The following is a 19,536-nucleotide window of genomic DNA, read 5'->3' as shown; positions in this document are numbered from 1 at the left end:
GGTGGCGGGGACTCAGACAGCTGCAACGGGGTCTGCCCGCAAGCGGGTAGGCAGCAGCAGTCTCATCCCGCCGCTGAAAACGAGTGACACAGCCGCTGCCGGCCGCCGTCGTAATCGTACAGGTGGATGACACCAGACACTTCGAGACTTTCGCGGTGCCTGCACAACGTACGCACGGCTGGTCCCTCCGCGAGCGTTCCATTGTGCACGCACACCTACCGCAGTCCGTATCCACCCACAGAAAAGTCCAGGCGGCCTTCCCGTTGCCGGGAATGCCGCCTGGACTGAGATGCCGAGGCGGAGGGCTTACTCGCCGTCCCAGAAAGCGGGTGCGGCCTTCATCGGATCGTTGAGGTCCACATCGCCCGGCTTCAGGCCCACGCTGAACTGGGTCATCATGTCGTGGTCCTCGTGCGGCAGATTGTGGCAGTGGATCATGTACTTACCGCGGTGCGGCCCGAACTTCATGAGCAGGCGAACGGTTTCCCCTTCGCCCACATACACAACGTCCTTCGGGCCCATTTCATAGGAGAAAGGTGCACGACCGTTGCGGCTGAGGATCTGAAAGTCGATGAGGTGGATGTGGATCGGATGGAACCACCCGCCGGAACTGTTCTCGAACTCCCAAATCTCGGTGTCTCCTAGGCCTGGATCAGCGCATACCCGGCGATACCCGCTGGCAATGATGTCTGCCCACGAATCTTCCCCGATGACCCAGACGCTGTCATCTCTCTTCACACGGAACTTGCGGACGCGGGTATCGCGGGCTGGGCGAAGATTCATCACCTCGTGCGAAACCAGCGTTTCGGGGATCGTCTTCCAGGTGTGGTCCGCGGTGTCCACCGGCTGATCCGTGACATCGAAAGCCATGATCCGATCGGTGAAGTCGTAGTCAACGTTGTTCTTGTTCGACAGGTTCCGCAGCTCAACGCGCTGTCCGGGCTGATAGCCCGAGAAGTCCACCAGGATCTCGTAGCGCTCGGCGCCGGCATGGCGCCAGGACTCAACCGCCTGCGTCTTCGGCATCAGTCCGCCGTCAGTGGCCACGACATAAACAGGTTCACCCGTGCTGAGCGTCGGGCGGAAGGAACGTGAAATGGACGCGTTCAGAATGCGGAAGCGGTAAACGCGTCGCTGGACCTTCATTACCGGCCACGGCTTGCCGTTCACGAGGATGACGTCGCCCCAGAGTCCCGAATGGGAGTTGTCGTCATAGGCGAGACCCCCGTCCGCGGCGAACATGGCATCAGAGAGCGTCAGGGGAACATCGAACTCGTTTTGCGGGAGTAGATCGCGCTCCGCAGGATCATGCATGCAGAATTGCGCTGACAGACCGGAGTACGCATTCTCCGCGGTGGTGTGCACGTTGTGATCGTGGTACCAAAGCGTACGAGCCGACTGGAAGTTCGGGTACTCGTAGTTCTTCGCAAATCCGGGAGGCGTCACGTCACTGGCATACCCATCGAACTGGGGGAGCGAGGCTGACCCGTGCAGGTGGGTCGACGTCGAAAGGGTGTGCCCGTGCCGGGGGTGAACCTGCGGCAGCTGGTTGCGGATCTTGAGCACCGCCCGCGTTCCCTGAAGCAGGTCGATAGTGGGACCGGGAAAGATTCCGTTGTAGCCGAGAATCGGCGTGGTCAGCCGCGGAAGTATCTTTGCGAGACCGGCCTTCTGCGTGACGCTGTAATAATGGACCTTCGCACCGTCCGGCGCGCGTCCCACCGCATAGGGCTCCAAAATCGGCGGGACCGTAAGCGGTACGCGGTACGGCAGCGGCATGTCACTGTCCGCCAGCTTGCTGGCGGACTTGGCGCTGACGGAGCTGAACGGAACGGCCAGCGCCCCGGCTCCAATTACCCCAAGTCCCCCCATTGTGAGGACCTGTCGCCGAGATACAGACATCGGTCTTCCTTCCCTTGGATGTATGAAAAGGATGTACTTCGCTACTTGGAGAAAACTAGGACTCCAGGGTTCAGGAGCGATAGCCGGGCTTGCTGCGGCACCGCCGCTCGGCAGGCACTAATCTGGGAGGGAAACCTGCAACCTTCCTGGAACGGACCCCTACATGCGCGTTCATATTGCAACCGACCACGCCGGCATGGAGCTCAGTGCGCACCTCGTTACTCATCTGAGAGCGAAGGGGCACGAGCTGATCGACCACGGTCCCTCCGTCTACGATGCAGAAGACGATTACCCTTCCTTCTGCATAAGAGCGGCGCTGGCAGTGGTTGACGATCAGCTTTCGGGCGTCGAGGCGCTCGGCATCGTGCTCGGCGGTTCAGGCAACGGGGAGCAGATTGCTGCGAACAAGGTCCGTGGGGTACGCGCAGCATTGGCCTGGAACCTGGACACTGCCAGGCTTGCGCGCGAACACAATGACGCGAACGTGGTGGCGCTGGGCGGGCGCCAGCACTCTCTCGAAGAGGCCACCGCCATTGTCGAAGCCTTTCTGGAGGAGCCTTTCAGCGGTGCTGAGCGGCACGTACGGCGCATCAGCAAGATCGCTGCCTACGAGACCACCGGCGAGATTCTTCCGTAGTGCCGGAGGGACATTCCATCCACCGGCTCGCACGCCAGTTCACCTCGGTCTTCGCCGGTGAGGCGCTGAGGGCGAGCAGTCCGCAGGGCCGTTTCGCCGACGGCGCGGAACGTATCGACGGAGCTGTCCTGACCCGCGCCCGCGCACACGGCAAGCAGTTGTTCCTCGAGTTCGACAATGACCTGGTAATGCGTGTTCACCTCGGTCTGTATGGTGCGTGGAGCTTCGGTGGTGACAGTCGGTTCCGGGGAGCGTCCAGCATCGGCGCACCCCGGCGCGTTGGGGAGAGGGAAACCGCCGACGACGACGCCCCCGCCGTTTATGCCGGCCCACCACTGCCCGTGGGAGCAGTCCGCGTGAGGCTAGTGTCCGCACACGGTTGGGCGGACTTGCGCGGGCCGACAGCCTGCGAAGTCATTACCGGCGCGGAGCGGGATGCAATCATTGCCAGGCTTGGACCGGATCCGTTGGACCCGGACACTCCTCCGGCGGAATTCATTGCACGGGTACAGCGGACCCGCACCGCCGTCGGCCTGTCGCTCATGAATCAAGCCGTGATCGCCGGAGTCGGCAACGTCTACCGCGCCGAGGTGCTCTTCCGGCGTCGTGTGCATCCATGGCTCCCGGGCCCGGCGCTCGGGGATGCTGGCGCGTTGGCACTGTGGGAAGACCTGGTTCTACTGATGAACGAGGGCGTGCGTGCAGGACGCATTATTACGACGACGCCGAACCATCGGTCCTCCGGCGCAGGGAACGGCTCCGCTGTGCCCGCTGAGGAGGCCCACTACGTCTACAAAAGGACCGGGCAGGAATGCCGAATCTGCGGCACGTCGGTGGCGATGGCAGAGATGGGTGCTCGCAAGCTGTACTGGTGTCCATACTGTCAGGCTGCCTGATCCAGATGCGGAAGGGGCCGGAGAGCTGGGTATGGGGGAGGTGGAGGGGATGACGGGAATCGAACCCGCGTAATCAGTTTGGAAGACTGAGGCTTTACCATTAAGCTACATCCCCGTGACAACCTAAGGACTGGATCGCAGTGCAAGCTGTGCGATTTCCGGGTTGGTCTGGAACGCATATAACTACACCATAAGGGCGTCGAATTCTCAAAATGTGCAACCTTGCGGTTTCTTTCGTAGACTTGCCTCTGCACTTCAACGGGGTGTAGCTCAGCTTGGTAGAGCGCCTGCTTTGGGAGCAGGAAGTCGCAGGTTCAACTCCTGTCACCCCGACTCTGTGTTCAACGGTGCAGAAACCTGCACCAAACAGTGCAGACATGATCCTTCGCGGGATACGTATACCCGGTGCAGAACCGATCCCTATCATTCAGGAGAACTAGGCTGTGAAGAGCGCTGTCGAAAACCTCACTCCCACGCGAGTGAAGCTCAACGTGGAGGTCCCTTTCGAGGAACTCAAGCCGAACATCGAAGCTGCCTACAAGACCATCGCCACCCAGGTGCAGGTTCCGGGTTTCCGCAAAGGCAAAGTCCCCAACAAGCTGATTGACCAGCGGGTAGGGCGCGGTTACGTCATCGAGACGGCCATCAACGACGGCCTCAATGGCTTCTACCAAAGTGCCGTCCAGGAAATGAAGATCCGCCCGCTGAGCCGGCCCGAGGTGGAAATCACCGAGGTTCCCGACCCCACGGCGCAGGACGGCCAGCTCCTCTTCACGGTTGAGCTCGATATCCGCCCCGAGATTGAACTTCCGGAGTACTCCGGGCTCGAAGTCACCGTTGAGGCTGCGAAAGCTTCTGATGAAGACGTCGTGAAGTCACTTGACGAGCTGCGCGGACGCTTCGGCACCCTCAAGGATGTGGACCGCCCCGCTACCGACGGTGACTTCCTGACCCTTGATCTGACTGCCAAGATCGACGGCGAGGAAGTGGACTCCGCTGTCGACATCTCTTACCAGGTGGGATCCGGCACCATGCTGGAAGGCATGGATGAAGCCGTGACCGGCCTGAGTGCTGACGAGTCGTCGACCTTCGAGACCACGCTCGCCGGCGGCGAGCACACCGGTAAGGCTGCCGAGGTTACGGTTTCGGTGAAGGCCGTGAAAGAGCGCGAGCTCCCTGACGCCAACGATGATTTCGCTCAGCTCGCCAGCGAGTTCGACACCATTGATGAGCTGCGTGCTGATCTGGCGAAGCGCTCTTCAGAAGACAAGCTCGTTGAGCAGGGCGTGGAAGCGCGCGACAAGGTGCTTGAGAAACTGCTGGAACTCGTCGAGGTTCCGGTGCCTGAATCCGTCATCGAAGAGCAGCTTGAGCAGCACTTCAATTCGGAGAGCAGCCACTCGGCCGGCGCGGACCACGACACCGAGGAACACCGCGCAGAGGTTCGCGGGAACACCGAGCAGGCATTCCGCAATGAGATTGTCCTGGATGCGGTCGCCGAGAAGGAAGAAATCGGTGTCAGCCAGAACGAGCTGATCGACTACATCGTTACGTCGGCAAGCCAGTACGGCATGGAACCAAACCAGTTCGCGCAGATGCTTGACCAGAGCGGACAGGTACCGATGATCGTCGGTGAAGTCCGCCGTCGCAAGGCCCTGGCCAAGGTTCTGGAGCTTGCAGTGGTTACCGATACCAACGGCGAAACTGTCGACCTTTCGGACTTCGTTCGCCCGGCCGGAGATGTTGAGCAGGCGGAGAGCGAGACAGCGGCTGAGGAGGCCTCCGAGGAGGCAGTCGAGGCGTCGGCTGTCGAGTCCGATGCTCCCGCTTCAGACACTGATGAAGCGGATGCGGAGTCCACGAAGGCTTAGCTCGACCTAGCGGAAACAGATGCCGTCAGCGCCCTGCTGGCGGCATCTGCCGTTAAGCCTCCCGCTTCCTAACGCCGTCAGCGAACAGCTCACGGCACGGGAGCAAAACAGTACGCAAACAGGTTAGTGTCCAGTGAGAGAAAAACCTGAGTGAGAGGTCAATCAGCAATGGCATCCGAATCCACCACACCGACCATGGCAACCGTTGATCCTGCCAGCCGTGACGACTACATCTACAACCGGCTTCTGAAGGAGCGGATCATCTGGCTCGGATCTGAAGTGCGGGACGAAAACGCTAACGCCATCTGCTCGCAGTTGCTCCTGCTGTCGGCGGAAGATCCTGAGAAGGACATTTTCCTCTACATCAACTCACCCGGCGGATCAGTGACTGCGGGCATGGCCATCTATGACACCATGCAGTTCATCCCGAACGACGTCGTCACAGTGGCTACGGGCCTTGCAGCTTCGATGGGTCAGTTCCTGCTGTCCTCCGGCACCAAGGGCAAGCGTTACGCCACCCCGCACGCCCGCATCCTGATGCACCAGCCGTCCGGCGGGATCGGAGGCACCGCTTCTGACATCAAGATTCAGGCAGAGCTGATCCTGCACATGAAGCGCGTTATGGCCGAACTCACCGCCGAGCAGACCGGACAGTCGGTGGAGACCATCCTCAAGGACAATGACCGGGACAAGTGGTTCACGGCGCAGGATGCCCTGGAATACGGGTTCTTTGACCATATTTCGGCGCATGCCGGATCCGTCTCCGGCGGCGGCGGAACCCAGCGCGACTGACCCGCATCACGCCCACTCCCATAGACCTGCCACACAGGAGGCACCATGAACCACGATTTCCAGGCCGCAGCCGGCGGCCGGGCTCCCCAGCTGCCGACAAGCCGTTATGTCCTTCCGCAGTTCGAAGAGCGCACGCCCTACGGTTTCAAGCGCCAGGACCCCTACACGAAGTTGTTCGAGGACAGGATCATCTTCCTTGGCGTTCAGGTGGATGACGCTTCCGCGGATGATGTGATGGCGCAGCTGCTCGTTCTTGAGTCCACTGACCCCGAGCGCGACATCACGCTGTACATCAACTCTCCCGGTGGATCGTTCACGGCGATGACCGCCATCTACGACACCATGCAGTTCATTCGTCCCGAGATCCAGACCGTCTGCCTCGGTCAGGCTGCCAGCGCGGCAGCCGTGCTGTTGGCCGCTGGTGCCCCCGGCAAGCGCCTTGCGCTTCCCAACGCCCGTGTGCTGATCCACCAGCCGGCACTCGGCGGCGGCCAGGGCGGCCAGGCTTCGGACCTCGAGATCCAGGCCAACGAGGTCATGCGTATGCGGGCCTGGCTTGAGGACACCCTCGCGCTGCACAGCGGAAAGACCTCCGAGCAGGTCAACATTGACATCGAGCGGGACAAGATTCTGACCGCCGAAGATGCAAAGGCCTACGGTCTCGTGGATGAGGTACTCACCTCACGCAAAATCACACCGCCGAAGATCAACAAGCCGTAGCTGGTGACAGTGGCGCCCGTGGTCCCTCCAAATGGGGAAAGACCACGGGCGCTATATTGCTGATTCGGGGCACCAAGTGGCCTAGAGTGGAACCTAGTCGACGCATGGAGACCGTCCCATTGCAGCAGTTGGCAGCGGCCAAAGATCTAGACGGAACACTCCAGGACCACGTTAGGGGACTGACACATGGCTCGCATTGGTGAGAGCACCGATCTACTCAAGTGCTCTTTCTGTGGCAAAAGCCAGAAGCAGGTCCGGAAGCTCATTGCGGGCCCGGGCGTATATATCTGCGACGAATGCATAGAACTGTGCAATGAAATCATCGAGGAAGAGCTTTCCGAAGTTGCTGATCTCGGTACATTCGAGTTGCCGAAGCCCCGTGAAATCTTCGACTTCCTGCAGGAATACGTCATCGGACAGGAGCCGGCCAAGCGATCGCTGGCTGTGGCTGTCTACAACCACTACAAGCGGATCCAGTCGGGCCACACGCCCCGCGCCTCGGCTAACCTGTCGGATGCGTCTCCGGCTGAAGATGTCGAGATCGCAAAGTCGAACATCCTGCTGATCGGACCCACGGGCTGCGGCAAGACGTACCTCGCGCAGACCCTCGCAAGGCGGCTGAACGTGCCGTTTGCAGTTGCTGACGCCACTGCACTGACCGAGGCCGGCTACGTAGGTGAAGACGTAGAGAACATCCTGCTAAAGCTCATCCAGGCAGCTGACTATGACGTCAAGAAGGCTGAGCAAGGCATTATCTACATCGATGAAATCGACAAGATTTCGCGTAAGAGTGAGAATCCGTCAATCACCCGGGATGTCTCGGGTGAGGGTGTCCAGCAGGCGCTGCTGAAAATCCTGGAGGGAACGGTGGCATCCGTGCCGCCGCAGGGCGGACGCAAACACCCACACCAGGAGTTCATCCAGATCGACACCACCAACGTGCTCTTCATCGTTGCAGGTGCTTTCGCAGGGCTGGAGGAGATTATTGGTTCGCGGGCAGGGCGGAAGGGCATCGGCTTCGGCGCACCGCTCAGTTCGCTCACGAACGAGGAAGTCAGCTACGGCGATGTCATGCCGGAGGACCTCCTCAAGTTTGGTCTGATTCCGGAGTTCATTGGACGCCTGCCAGTGATCACCACCGTCACGCACCTTGACCGGCCGGCCCTGATGCAGATTCTGACGGAGCCCAAGAATGCGCTGATCAAGCAGTATCAAAAGATGTTCGCCCTGGACGGTGTGGAGCTGGTCTTCGAACCACAGGCACTGGAAGCAATCGCCGACCAGGCTCTCGAGCGCGGAACCGGCGCCAGGGGACTGCGCGCCATCATGGAAGAGGTCCTCCTTCCTGTGATGTTTGACCTCCCAAGCCGGGAAGACATCGCAACCGTGGTCATCAGCGGAGCAGTTGTCGACAAATCGGCCGAGCCCACACTGATCTCCCATGACGTAGTGGCCAAGCGCCGTAACAAGTCCGCCTAGGAGTTTTGTTCATGATTGCTGCCAACCAGACCGCAAAAAAGGCCGACTTCTGGTTTGATCCGGTGTGCCCGTTCGCCTGGATTACCTCCCGCTGGATGGGAGAGGTCGAAAAGGTTCGCGAGGTCTCAGTTGACTGGCATGTGATGAGCCTGTCTGTCCTCAACGAAGGCCGGGACCTTCCTGAGGATTACGAGGAGCTAATGAATCGTGCCTGGGCTCCGGTGCGGGTGATCATCGCCGCCTCCGAGCTACACGGGCGGGAGAACATCAAGAAGCTCTATGACGCCATGGGCACCCGCATCCATAATGGCGGCGCCTCCGATTACGAAGCAGTGATCCGTGAGGCACTTGAAGAGACCGGTCTTCCCGCTTCTCTGTCCGAGTACGCCACCAGCGATGAATATGACACCCAGTTGCGGGCATCGCACCAGGAGGGCATCGATAGGGTCGGCGACGAGGTTGGAACCCCAGTCGTTGCATTCGACGGAACGGCTTTCTTCGGTCCGGTTCTTACACGCATTCCCCGCGGAGAGGAAGCCGGGCGCATCTTCGACGGCGCGGTCATGATGGCGGAATTCCCCGAGTTCTTCGAGCTGAAGCGATCCCGCACGTCCAGCCCCTCCTTCGACTGAGACAGATCGTGGCTGAGTAGACCGGAATAACGAACGCCAAAGCCCCTCCGCCATTGCCTGGCTGGAGGGGCTTCTGCATGGTGGACCAGGCAGGGTCAGGCCGGGGCCGAGGGTTCCTCCGGCGGCGCCAGTCGGACGTCGCTCACGGAAAGGTCACCGTCGGAAACGCGGAGTTCAAGGCCGCTCGCATTGCCGGCGGCGCTCAGATCGGAAAGCGCTTCCTCAAGCTGCCGGACCTGCGCTTCTGAGCCGCTGATGACCGCCGACAGCACCTGTGTGCGCTGCTTGACCTTTGCTTCCGACTTGGCCTTTCGAAGACCACCCAGCGCAGCGCCCACGGTTGCGAGCATTCCGGTATCGGCGTCAAGAGCCGCGGAGGCCAGCATGCCTGCGGCAGGCCAGGCCGACCGGTGCACGGACCCGCGGCGCCACCAGCTCCACACTTCCTCCGTAGCGAACGGAAGAACCGGGGCAAAGAGGCGAAGCAGCCGGTCAAGGGTGGTTGCCAGGGCCGCGAGCACAGATGCTTTCTCGGAATCTCCCGCGCTACCGTACGCGCGGTCCTTGATGAGCTCGACGTAGTCGTCCGTGAATGACCAGAAGAACGTCTCGGTGAGCTGCAGAGCGCGCGCGTAGTCGTACTTCTCAAAGGCAGCCGTGGCCTGTTCAACCACCTCATCGAGGGAGGCCAGGAGCGAACGGTCGAGCGGATTGGTAACCGCCGCTGCGTCCTGGGAGATGATGTCTGCTTCTGTGGCGCCAAGGTTGAGCACGAACTTGGACGCGTTGAGCAGCTTGATGGCCAACCTTCGGCCAATCTTCATCTGCGCGATTTCGTAGGCGGTGTCCGCACCTAGCTTGGCTGACGCCGCCCAATAGCGGACTGCGTCCGAGCCAAACTGATCAAGTGCATCCGTGGGAACAACGACATTGCCCTTGGACTTGGACATCTTCTTGCGGTCAGGATCAAGAATCCAGCCCGAAATGGCGGCGTGCTTCCACGGCGCGGAGTCGAGCAGCGAGTCAGCGCGAACCACCGAAGAGAACATCCAGGTGCGGATGATGTCGTGTCCCTGCGGGCGTAAATCGAAAGGGTAGACCTTGGCGAACAGGTCCTCGTCCCGTGACCAGCCGCCGATAATCTGTGGCGAGAGCGACGACGTCGCCCAGGTGTCCAGAACGTCGGGGTCTCCCATGAAGCCGCCCGGCTGATCCCGCTGCGCTTCGTCGAACCCCGGCGCCGGCTCTGCAGCCGGGTCAACGGGCAGCATGTCATCGGACGGGATGACCGGGTTCTCGTAGTCAGGTGTTCCGTGCTCATCGAGGGCGTACCAGACCGGGAACGGCACCCCGAAGAACCGCTGGCGGGAGATCAGCCAGTCACCGTTGAGGCCCTCGATCCAGTTCTCATACCTACTGCGCATGAACGATGGATGGAAGTCGATCTCGCGGCCGCGTGCGATGAGGCGTTCACGACGGTCGGCATCCCTGCCGCCGTTGCGGATGTACCACTGTCGGCTGGTGACTACTTCGAGCGGTTTGTCGCCCTTTTCGAAGAAATTCACGGGGTGGGTGATCTTCTTGGGCTCGCCGTCGAGCAAATCTGCTTCGTTGAGCATCTCCGCTACGGCTTCCTTCGCGGAGAAGACGGTCTTACCGGCGATGCGGGAGTAGTTGTCCCGGCCGGCCGTCGTCGTAATCCAGTCCGGGGTGTCCGCAAGAATCCGGCCGTCGCGGCCAACGATCGCGCGGGTGGGCAGTTCGAGCTCGCGCCACCAGGTGACGTCGGTGAGGTCTCCGAACGTGCAGACCATCGCAATGCCGGCGCCCTTGTCCGGCTTGGCCAGGGGATGCGCCTTGACCTCGACCTCCACGCCGAAGAGGGGTGAGGTGACCGTGGTACCGAAGTAAGGCTGGAAACGCTCATCATCCGGGTGTGCCACCAGGGCGACGCACGCGGCGAGGAGTTCGGGTCGCGTGGTTTCGATGTGGATCCGGGTGCCGTCCGCGGCCTCGAAGGGATAGCGGTAATACGCCCCCGGAACTTCGCGGTCCTCGAGCTCGGCCTGCGCAACGGCGGTCCGGAAGGTCACATCCCAGAGGGTGGGTGCCTCAGCGAGGTACGCGTCGCCCTGCTTGAGGTTGGCCAGGAAGGCACGCTGGGAGACGGCGCGGGAGGTTGAATCGATGGTGCGGTAGGTCAGGTTCCAGTCCACGGACAGGCCGAGGGACAGGAAGAGGTTCTCGAAAACCTTCTCATCCTCCACGGCGAGTTCCTCGCAAAGCTCGATGAAGTTGCGGCGGGAGACTACGTCGAAATCCCGCTGGTTCTTCGCGGCCTGAGCCGGCGGACGGTAGTCGGGGCTGTATGGCACGGAGGGATCGCAGCGGACCCCGTAGTAGTTCTGCACGCGCCGCTCGGTGGGCAGGCCGTTGTCATCCCAGCCCATCGGGTAGAAGACGTTCTTGCCCGTCATGCGCTGATAGCGCGCCATGACGTCGGTCTGCGTGTAGGAGAACACGTGGCCCACATGCAGGGATCCGGATGCCGTGGGAGGCGGGGTGTCGATGGAGTAGACGTTCTCACGCGACGTCTCAGGATTGAAGGTGTAGGTTCCCTCGGTGCGCCAGCGCGTGTTCAGCGCGGCTTCCAGGCCCTCGAGCGCGGGCTTGTCGGGAACGTTGATGGGCGCCGGTGTGGGCGTGTCTGTACCCTCGTTGATGTTTGCCATGCATCGATTGTTTCATGCTGGCCGGATACACCGACTTCTGGGCCTCCATGGGCTAGTTTGGGTCAATGACTTCCAGAAAGAACAGGGCCGCAGTTGTCACAGGAGCAAGCTCCGGCATCGGTGAGGCCACCGTGCGCCGGTTGACGGCTGATGGTTGGCGTGTCTGGGCGGTTGCCCGCCGTCAGGATCGCCTGGAACAGCTCGGCGGGGAAACCGGAGCAGTGCCGGTAGCGCTGGATATCACCGACGACGACGGCGTTGCCCGCCTGGTCCGCGACGTCACCGAAGCAGGCGGCATCGACACCCTGATCAATATTGCCGGCGGGGCACGGGGCGCGGACTGGGTGGCGGATGCGCGCACCGAGGACTGGGAGTGGATGTACGGCGCGAACGTTATCGGCAGCATGAAGCTGATTCGTGCGTTCCTGCCGATGCTGCGGACGCATGGGGAGGGCACCGTCGTGAACCTGACGTCAACAGCGGCATTGGTTGCCTATGAGGGCGGCGCCGGCTACAACGCCGCGAAAGCAGCCCAACGGGCCATGACCAGGGCGCTCCGCCTTGAAGAGGTTGAGAACAATGTGCGCGTCGTCGAGGTTCTTCCCGGCATGGTGCAGACCGAGGAGTTTGCCCTGAACCGGCTCGGCGACGAGGAGGCCGCAGAGAAGGTGTACGCCGGTGTTGAAAAGCCGTTGACGGCTGCGGATGTCGCGGACGTTATCGCCTATGCCGTGTCTGTGCCGCATCACGTGAACCTTGACGAGATTGTAGTGCGGCCGTTGGCCCAGGCAGCCGTGCACAAGGTGGTCCGCCGGCGCTGAGCGGCGGGAGGCCGTGCAGGTGGCGGATGGTTCGCCCGATTGAGCGCAGCCGGTTAGAATTGGTGCAACAGCTGTGACCCGGCCATCACCGGTGAGCTTCCGGAAGAACGCCCGCAGATGAAGTTTCGCGTCCCGCGGGTCAGTAGAACCGGACGGGTAAGCCCGTAACAGCAGACATGAAGCGGCTTGCGCTGTTCGGCCCGTATCCGGGCGGAGTAGGGCAGGCAAGCGAGGTGGTACCGCGGATTACTCACCGGGCTTTCACTGCCGGCAGGGGGATTCGTCCTTGCAGAATGGTTGTTACTGCCCGCCGAACGTCGCCAGCTTCAGGACACACCTCATGTCACAGATTTATCCCAAGGCCTCCGCCGCGGACCCGGCTGTCTCCGGCTCTGCCTCGCCCAGATTCCCCGAACTCGAGGAACGCGTCCTGTCCTATTGGGACGGGGACGGCACGTTTCAGGCGTCCATTGACCAGCGCGACGCCGGTGAGAACGGGACCAATGAGTTCGTCTTCTATGATGGACCGCCCTTCGCCAATGGCCTGCCGCATTACGGACACCTTCTGACCGGCTATGCCAAGGACCTCGTGGGTCGCTACCAGACCCAGCGCGGCCGCCGTGTTGAGCGGCGGTTCGGTTGGGACACACACGGGCTTCCCGCTGAGCTGGAGGCCATGAAGCAGCTCGGCATGAGCGACAAGCAGCAGATCGAAGCCATGGGCATCGACAAGTTCAATGACGCCTGCCGCGCTTCGGTGATGAAGTACGCGGGGGAGTGGCGTGACTATGTCACCCGCCAGGCGCGCTGGGTGGACTTCGAGAACGACTACAAGACCCTGAACGTCGAGTACATGGAGTCGGTGCTCTGGGCCTTCAAGACCCTGCACACAAAGGGTCTGACCTACAACGGATACCGTGTGCTGCCGTACTGCTGGAAGGACGAGACTCCGCTGTCCAACCATGAGTTGCGCATGGATGACGACGTCTATCAGGACCGCCAGGACCAGACAGTCACTGTAACGTTCCCGATCACGGCCGGGGAGTCCGCCCTGTCGAAGGAGCTTGCCGGCGTCGAGGCCCTTGCCTGGACCACCACACCCTGGACGCTGCCCACCAATGCGGCCCTCGCGGTCGGGCCGGAGATCCACTACGTCGTCATCCCCGGCGGGTCGACGGAAGCCGGGGACCTGGAGGGACGCCGCTTCCTCATCGCCGAGGAACTGCTGTCCGGGTATGCAAAGGACCTGGGATATTCCTCCGCTGAAGAGGCGCGTGCCGCCGTCGTCGGAACGCACCGCGGCACGGAGCTGGGCGGACTGCAGTATGAGCCGCTCTGGGACTACTTCGTCGATCCTGAACGCGGCGGCTACCGCAAAGCGTTCCGGTTCCTCGTTGCCGACTACGTCACGACGACGGACGGCACCGGTATTGTGCACCAGTCGCCGGCGTACGGCGAAGAGGACCAGAAGATCTGCGAGGACGCTGGAATCCAGGTGATCCTCTCGGTCGACGAGGGCGCGCGCTTCCTGCGCACCTTCGAACAAGGCCCCCTGGCCGACATCGTCGGATTGCAGGTCTTCGACGCGAACAAGGCCATCACCCGCGTGCTGCGTGATAGCGGCAGGCTGGTGCGGCAGGCAAGCTACGTGCACAGCTACCCGCACTGCTGGCGCTGCCGCAACCCGCTCATCTACCGCGCCGTTTCGTCCTGGTTCGTCGAGGTCACGAAGATCAAGGACCGCATGGTCGAGCTGAACCAGCAGATCAACTGGATCCCGGACAACGTCAAGGACGGCCAGTTCGGCAAATGGCTCGAGAACGCCCGGGACTGGTCGATCAGCCGCAACCGCTACTGGGGCAGCCCTATCCCGGTCTGGGTGTCGGATGATCCGAACTACCCACGTACTGATGTCTACGGTTCCCTGGCGGAGATCGAGCGCGACTTCGGGCGCCTGCCGCGCAACGCAGCGGGCGACGTAGACCTGCACCGCCCCTTCATCGATGAGCTGACCCGCCCCAACCCGGATGATCCACGGTCCCCTGAGGAGGGCCAGTCGACTATGCGCCGCGTGGCGGACGTTCTTGACGTATGGTTCGATTCCGGTTCCATGCCGTATGCACAGGTTCATTACCCGATGCAGAACCAGGACTGGTTCGAGTCCCACAACCCTGCCGACTTCATTGTCGAGTACATCGGCCAGACACGCGGTTGGTTCTACACGCTGCACGTCCTGGCCACCGCGCTGTTTGACCGGCCGACGTTCAAGAACGTCATCAGCCACGGCATCGTCCTCGGCTCGGACGGTCAGAAGATGTCCAAGAGCCTGCAGAACTACCCGGACGTGTCCGAGGTTCTGGACCGGGACGGCTCGGATGCCATGCGCTGGTTCCTGATGGCCTCACCCATCCTGCGCGGCGGCAACCTCGTGGTGACCGAGCAGGGCATCCGGGATGGAGTCCGGCAGGTCATCCTGCCGCTGTGGAACGTGTGGCACTTCTTCCGCCTGTACACGAATGCCGCCGCCGGTAGAGCAGGCTATGAGGCCAGAACGGTGACGGCCGAGGCCGCCGAGGCCCTTGCGGACCCGCTGGACCGCTATATCCTCGCCTACACGGGGAACCTGGTGGAGGACATGACGGCCTCCCTTGACGCGTTCAACATCAGCGACGCCTGCGAGTCGCTGCGACGCTACCTGGACACGCTGACCAACTGGTACGTCCGCCGCGGCAGGCAGCGGTTCTTCGACGAGGACACAGCGGCTTTCGACGTGCTCTACACCTGCCTGGAGGCGGTCACCCGCGTTGCGGCTCCGCTGCTGCCGCTGGTCACCGAAGAGATCTGGCGCGGCCTGACCGGCGGGCGCTCGGTGCACCTGACGGACTGGGCGTCGCCGTCGTTGTTCGCTGCAGCGCCGGAACTGGTGGAGCGGATGGAACGCACCCGCCAGATCTGCTCCACGGGATCGAGCCTACGGAAGGCAGCGAACCTTCGCGTGCGCCTGCCGTTGGCCGAGCTGACCGTCGTGGCACCGCAAGCCGGGGAGCTGGAGGGCCAGTACCGGGCAATCATCGCTGATGAGCTGAACATCAAGTCCGTCCGGCTGATCGATTCCGCGGATGTCTCGCCGGAGGAGTTCGGGATCTCGCAGCGGTTGGCTATCAACGCCCGCGCCGCCGGACCGCGTCTGGGCAAGAACGTCCAGAGTGCCATCAAAGCAGCGAAGGCGGGGGACTGGTTGGTGGACGACAACGGTGCCGTCACTGCGGGCGGCCTGGCTCTGGAGCCGAGCGAATACACCCTCGAGACGGTGGTCGACAGGAACGACGACGCCGGCGCAACCACCGCCGTGACGGTGCTGCCCGGCGGGGGCTTCCTTGTGCTCAACACGGAAGTCACGCCCGAACTCGCAGCGGAAGGTACGGCCCGGGACATCATCCGGTCCATCCAGCAGGCGCGCCGGGACGCTGATCTCCATATCAGTGACCGGGTGGTGACCACCGTGGAGGCGGACGCCCAGACCCTGTCCGCACTCGAGGCACACGCCGAGCTGGTCAAGCAGGAAACGTTGACAGACGAACTGGAACTCGTTACTGCGGCCACCTCCGGGACGGATGGAGTATCAGTGAAGGTGGAGAGGCAGGCATGAACGCTGGAATGAACGCTGAGGGCTTTCCAACCGGAAGCGAACGGGGAATCGATCAGTTCTCGGTCGAAAGCGTGTATGCCGAATTGTTGAGCCGTGCGCCGGAAAACAAGATGGAGCCCCGGATGGCTCCCTTGTTCCGTGCGATGGAAATCCTCGGTGAACCTAATCGGGCAGTTCCGATCATCCACATCACCGGGACCAACGGAAAGACCTCTACGGCGCGGATGATCGAGGGCCTGCTGCGGGCGCACGATCTTCGCACGGGCCGCTACACCAGTCCGCATCTGGCCCGGGTAACGGAGCGGATCAGCATCGACGGGGAACCTGTTTCGGACGAGACGTTCGTGCGGGTCTGGGACGAGATCCGGCCATACCTGGAGATGGTAGACGCTGAGCTGGACGCCGCTGGCGACCCGCGGCTGACCTACTTCGAATGCGTCACGATCCTCGCGTTTGCCGTCTTCGCCGACGAGCCGGTGGATGTAGCTGTCATTGAAGTGGGACTTGGCGGCATCACGGACGCCACCAACGTGGGTGACGGCGCGGTCGCCGTCGTCACACCCATCTCCCTCGATCACACCGAGTTGCTCGGTGACACTCCGGGGGACATCGCGCTGGAGAAGGCTGGAATCATCAAGCCGGGCGGATTCCTGGTCAGTGCTGCCCAGCCGGCGGATGCAGCGCAGGTGCTTCTGGAGAAGGCACGTGATACCGGCGTCGAGTTCCGTTTCGAAGGAGTGGAATTCGGAGTGGAGGACCGGCGCATTGCCGTCGGCGGGCAACAACTCACGGTGGCGGGCATCGCCGGCCGTTATGAGGACCTGCTTCTGCCACTTCACGGGGAACACCAGGCGCAGAACGCGGCGGTCGCCGTTGCGGCGGTAGAAGCGTTTCTCGGCGGCGGGTCACGGCAACTGGATGACGACGTCGTCCGCGATGGATTGAACGCCGTCACCTCACCCGGCCGGCTGGAACTGGTAAGGACCGCCCCCAGCATTCTTGTGGATGCCGCCCACAACGCGGCCGGCGCCCGTGCTGCAGCGAAAGCAATCAACGAAGCGTTCGAATTCACCAAGCTCGTACTCGTTATCGGCGTCCTCAAGGACAAGGATGCAGGAGCGATCCTGAGCGAGCTGCACGAGGAACTCGGCGGAGTGCTCGAGGACGTCTGTCTCACCCAGTCCACCTCGCCGCGGGCCATCCCGGCGGAGGAACTGCGGCGGCTGGCGGTGATTGCCGGCTTCGCGGACAATCGCGTCCATGTTGCCGAGCGGCTGGACGATGCCCTCGAGTGGGCCGTCCTGACTGCCGAGGAGGGCACAGAGCTCGGCGGCGCAGGTGTCCTCGTCACAGGATCAATCACTGTGGTGGGCGAAGCCCGCACGCTGCTGGGGAAGTAAGGGGAACGCAGATGGCTCGCCAGACGAAAGCGCAGCGCGAATGGCGGCCGGGTATGCCGAAGAAGCGGCGCTCGGTCAAGGTCATGTTCGCGTCAACGGTGCTCCTGCTCGAAGCCTTCGTTGTGCTGTTCGCCACGCTGGTGGTGTTCGGCCTGCGCTCGGACACCATCCCGGTGGGCGTGATCCTCGGCGTCGGGCTTACCCTGAGCGCGGTGCTCATTGTCTCCTGCGCGCTTCTCACGAAGCCGTACGGAATTCTGATCGGGTGGATTCTGCAGGTGCTCATCATAGCCACGGGCATAGCTGAACCGATGATGTTCCTTGTGGGTATCCTGTTCGCGTTGACCTGGCTGTACGGGATCCGCACCGGCGCTCGGCTCGACCGGGAGAACGCCCAGCGGGACCGCGAACAGGCTGAATGGGATCAGGCGAACAAGTCCGAAGGCGACAACGGCCAGCAACCCCTTTAGTAGAGTCAACGATGGAACTCGCCGGGTATCCGGCCAACTGATCTCAATCGGAGGAAGAACATGAGTGCTGAACGAACCCTGATACTGGTCAAGCCCGACGGCGTTGCCCGCGGACTCAGTGGAACCATCCTTGCCCGCGTCGAGGCAAAAGGCTACAAGCTGGTCGATATGAAGTTTGTGCACGCTACCCGGGAGATCCTGGAAGCGCACTATGCCGAACATGTGGGCAAGCCGTTCTATGAACCACTCGTTGAGTTCATGCTGAGCGGCCCGGTGGTCGCAGCCGTCTTCGAGGGAGAACGCGTCATCGAGGGCTTCCGATCGCTCGCAGGAACAACAGAACCGACAACGGCAGCACCCGGCACCATCCGCGGGGACTATGGTCGGGACTGGGGGCTGAAGGTGCAGCAGAATCTCGTGCACGGCTCTGATTCGGTCGAATCTGCTGAGAAGGAAATTTCTATCTGGTTCGGCTGAACCTGGTGTGGCTGAAGGCCGGCTCACCGAGTTGATAGCCTTGGGCAATGACTGAATATCGCAGACTTGGCACATCAGGACTGAGCGTGTCGGTGATTGGCCTGGGGTGCAACAATCTGGGCCGGCCCGGAACCGCCTCAGAATCGCAGCGCGGTGCCGCTGCCGTCGTCAGTGCCGCTCTGGAAGCCGGAATCACCCTCTTTGATGTAGCGGATTCCTACGGACGCTCTCCCGGTGTCAGTGAGGAACTTCTTGGCCGCGCGCTGGGGAGAAACCGCGATGATGTGGTGGTTGCCACCAAGTTCGGACTGGACCTCAAAGGGGTCAACGGTCCGGACTGGGGAGCGCGCGGTTCACGGCGCTACATTCTGAAGGCCGTCGAATCCTCGCTCAAGAGGCTCAACACCGACTGGATTGATCTCTACCAATACCATGCACCGGATCCCGCGACCCCGATCGACGAGACGCTCGCAGCGCTGGACCAGCTCGTGCAGAGCGGCAAAGTGCGTTACATCGGGCATTCCAACTTCGCCGGCTGGCAGGTCGCGGAGGCGGAGTATGTGGCTCGCCAGTTGGGTACTACCCGCTTCATATCCGCGCAGAATCACTACAATCTACTCGAGCGGGCGCTCGAGCGGGAGGTGGTTCCCGCCGCACAGTCCTATGGGCTTGGACTTCTCCCATACTTTCCGCTGGCCAACGGGCTGCTGACCGGCAAATACGCGGCGGGTCACGCGCCGGCGGGGAGCCGGTTGACGCACTCGCGCACTAATCTGCTCGATCAGGCTGACTGGGAGCAGCTCGCAAACTTCAGCGCCTACGCGCGCGCACGCTCCCTTTCAGAGTTGGAAGTTGCGTTCTCCTGGCTGGCCAGCCGTCCCGCCGTAGCCAGCGTCATCGCCGGGGCAACGAGGCCGGAGCAGGTTCGGCAGAACGCAGAAGCGGCCCGGTGGATTCCTTCCGGGGCTGACCTCGAAGAACTCGAGCACATCTTTCCGGCAAGTTCCTAACGGCGCCGAAGCGCCCCAACCGCGTCGAGCGGGCAGTTGCCTCCGAGA

General features: G+C 62.2%; 15 protein-coding genes and 2 tRNA genes. 14 read left to right on the top strand and 3 right to left on the bottom strand.

Features of this window, described 5'->3' with window-relative positions; translation table 11 throughout:
* Positions 1-306: 306 nt before the first annotated feature.
* Entirely contained in the window at positions 307-1,902 is a 1,596-nt protein-coding gene (locus tag AC1MBU_RS10990; RefSeq protein WP_277357277.1) for a multicopper oxidase family protein, read from the bottom strand.
* 163 nt (positions 1,903-2,065) lie between these two features.
* Here AC1MBU_RS10990 and AC1MBU_RS10985 point away from each other — a divergent pair, with 163 nt between their 5' ends.
* Together AC1MBU_RS10985 and AC1MBU_RS10980 are read left to right on the top strand one after the other, a co-directional pair.
* Positions 2,066-2,539, top strand: a complete 474-nt coding sequence (locus AC1MBU_RS10985; protein WP_479787202.1) for a ribose-5-phosphate isomerase — start codon at positions 2,066-2,068, stop codon at positions 2,537-2,539.
* Positions 2,539-3,435 (top strand): Fpg/Nei family DNA glycosylase, encoded by an 897-nt coding sequence (locus AC1MBU_RS10980; protein WP_479787201.1) that lies wholly within the window; start codon positions 2,539-2,541, stop codon positions 3,433-3,435. Before AC1MBU_RS10985 ends, AC1MBU_RS10980 begins: the two co-directional genes overlap by 1 nt.
* A gap of 41 nt (positions 3,436-3,476) precedes the next feature.
* Here the strand turns inward: AC1MBU_RS10980 and AC1MBU_RS10975 are convergent.
* Positions 3,477-3,550 (bottom strand) — tRNA-Gly (locus AC1MBU_RS10975).
* 144 nt (positions 3,551-3,694) lie between these two features.
* Here AC1MBU_RS10975 and AC1MBU_RS10970 point away from each other — a divergent pair.
* The 6 genes from AC1MBU_RS10970 (at position 3,695) to AC1MBU_RS10945 (ending at position 8,929) form a co-directional block, all read left to right on the top strand.
* Positions 3,695-3,768, top strand: a tRNA-Pro gene (locus tag AC1MBU_RS10970).
* Between the two features lie 110 nt (positions 3,769-3,878).
* Complete coding sequence (gene tig, locus AC1MBU_RS10965; RefSeq protein ID WP_479787200.1) at positions 3,879-5,306, top strand: trigger factor; 1,428 nt, start codon at positions 3,879-3,881, stop codon at positions 5,304-5,306.
* 195 nt (positions 5,307-5,501) lie between these two features.
* Entirely contained in the window at positions 5,502-6,098 is a 597-nt protein-coding gene (locus AC1MBU_RS10960) for an ATP-dependent Clp protease proteolytic subunit (protein WP_056549607.1), read from the top strand.
* Positions 6,099-6,143: 45 nt separating this feature from the next.
* Positions 6,144-6,818 carry an ATP-dependent Clp protease proteolytic subunit gene (locus AC1MBU_RS10955; RefSeq protein WP_056549360.1) on the top strand — a complete coding sequence of 225 codons (675 nt, stop codon included), beginning with the start codon at positions 6,144-6,146 and terminating at the stop codon, positions 6,816-6,818.
* Positions 6,819-7,004: 186 nt separating this feature from the next.
* Positions 7,005-8,297 (top strand): ATP-dependent Clp protease ATP-binding subunit ClpX, encoded by a 1,293-nt coding sequence (gene clpX, locus AC1MBU_RS10950; RefSeq protein WP_277357281.1) that lies wholly within the window; start codon positions 7,005-7,007, stop codon positions 8,295-8,297.
* Between the two features lie 11 nt (positions 8,298-8,308).
* A complete protein-coding gene (locus AC1MBU_RS10945; protein WP_479787199.1) occupies positions 8,309-8,929 on the top strand; it encodes a mycothiol-dependent nitroreductase Rv2466c family protein in 621 nt (206 codons plus the stop codon).
* A 95-nt stretch (positions 8,930-9,024) separates the two neighbouring features.
* Here the strand turns inward: AC1MBU_RS10945 and valS are convergent, their stop codons facing one another.
* On the bottom strand, positions 9,025-11,661 hold the full coding sequence (gene valS / locus AC1MBU_RS10940) for a valine--tRNA ligase (RefSeq protein WP_277357283.1): 2,637 nt from the start codon (positions 11,659-11,661) through the stop codon (positions 9,025-9,027).
* A 65-nt stretch (positions 11,662-11,726) separates the two neighbouring features.
* Between valS and AC1MBU_RS10935 the strand changes: the two genes are divergently transcribed.
* From AC1MBU_RS10935 to AC1MBU_RS10910, 6 genes are all read left to right on the top strand, one after another.
* Positions 11,727-12,482: an SDR family oxidoreductase gene (locus AC1MBU_RS10935; protein ID WP_056549367.1), complete on the top strand. Its 756-nt coding sequence runs from the start codon at positions 11,727-11,729 to the stop codon at positions 12,480-12,482.
* Between the two features lie 340 nt (positions 12,483-12,822).
* Complete coding sequence (gene ileS, locus AC1MBU_RS10930; RefSeq protein WP_479787198.1) at positions 12,823-16,131, top strand: isoleucine--tRNA ligase; 3,309 nt, start codon at positions 12,823-12,825, stop codon at positions 16,129-16,131.
* A complete protein-coding gene (locus AC1MBU_RS10925; RefSeq protein ID WP_277357285.1) occupies positions 16,128-17,531 on the top strand; it encodes a bifunctional folylpolyglutamate synthase/dihydrofolate synthase in 1,404 nt (467 codons plus the stop codon). The genes ileS and AC1MBU_RS10925 overlap by 4 nt, the downstream gene beginning before the upstream one ends.
* Before the next feature lie 11 nt (positions 17,532-17,542).
* Positions 17,543-18,001 (top strand): DUF4233 domain-containing protein, encoded by a 459-nt coding sequence (locus tag AC1MBU_RS10920; RefSeq protein ID WP_346028221.1) that lies wholly within the window; start codon positions 17,543-17,545, stop codon positions 17,999-18,001.
* Positions 18,002-18,061: 60 nt separating this feature from the next.
* The gene (gene ndk / locus AC1MBU_RS10915) at positions 18,062-18,478 is read left to right on the top strand and encodes a nucleoside-diphosphate kinase (protein WP_277357287.1); all 417 of its coding nucleotides are present in this window, start codon (positions 18,062-18,064) and stop codon (positions 18,476-18,478) included.
* 47 nt (positions 18,479-18,525) lie between these two features.
* Positions 18,526-19,488, top strand: a complete 963-nt coding sequence (locus AC1MBU_RS10910) for an aldo/keto reductase (protein WP_479787197.1) — start codon at positions 18,526-18,528, stop codon at positions 19,486-19,488.
* Positions 19,489-19,536 lie beyond the last annotated feature (48 nt).

It is taken from the genome of Arthrobacter sp. PTI12 (genome assembly GCF_056679915.1).
The sequence above is the reverse complement of the archived record's forward strand: the minus strand, read 5'-3'. Positions and strand labels throughout refer to the sequence as shown.

Excerpts from the sequence above, each read along its gene's own strand:
- AC1MBU_RS10955 (WP_056549360.1), top strand. The coding sequence starts at position 6,144 with ATGAACCACGATTTCCAGGCCGCAGCCGGCGGCCGGGCTCCCCAGCTG.
- clpX (WP_277357281.1), top strand. The coding sequence starts at position 7,005 with ATGGCTCGCATTGGTGAGAGCACCGATCTACTCAAGTGCTCTTTCTGT.
- AC1MBU_RS10935 (WP_056549367.1), top strand. The coding sequence starts at position 11,727 with ATGACTTCCAGAAAGAACAGGGCCGCAGTTGTCACAGGAGCAAGCTCC.
- AC1MBU_RS10910 (WP_479787197.1), top strand. The coding sequence starts at position 18,526 with ATGACTGAATATCGCAGACTTGGCACATCAGGACTGAGCGTGTCGGTG.
- AC1MBU_RS10925 (WP_277357285.1), top strand. The coding sequence starts at position 16,128 with ATGAACGCTGGAATGAACGCTGAGGGCTTTCCAACCGGAAGCGAACGG.
- AC1MBU_RS10985 (WP_479787202.1), top strand. The coding sequence starts at position 2,066 with ATGCGCGTTCATATTGCAACCGACCACGCCGGCATGGAGCTCAGTGCG.
- AC1MBU_RS10945 (WP_479787199.1), top strand. The coding sequence starts at position 8,309 with ATGATTGCTGCCAACCAGACCGCAAAAAAGGCCGACTTCTGGTTTGAT.
- AC1MBU_RS10920 (WP_346028221.1), top strand. The coding sequence starts at position 17,543 with ATGGCTCGCCAGACGAAAGCGCAGCGCGAATGGCGGCCGGGTATGCCG.
- ileS (WP_479787198.1), top strand. The coding sequence starts at position 12,823 with ATGTCACAGATTTATCCCAAGGCCTCCGCCGCGGACCCGGCTGTCTCC.
- ndk (WP_277357287.1), top strand. The coding sequence starts at position 18,062 with ATGAGTGCTGAACGAACCCTGATACTGGTCAAGCCCGACGGCGTTGCC.
- AC1MBU_RS10960 (WP_056549607.1), top strand. The coding sequence starts at position 5,502 with ATGGCAACCGTTGATCCTGCCAGCCGTGACGACTACATCTACAACCGG.
- valS (WP_277357283.1), bottom strand. The coding sequence starts at position 11,661 with ATGGCAAACATCAACGAGGGTACAGACACGCCCACACCGGCGCCCATC.
- AC1MBU_RS10990 (WP_277357277.1), bottom strand. The coding sequence starts at position 1,902 with ATGTCTGTATCTCGGCGACAGGTCCTCACAATGGGGGGACTTGGGGTA.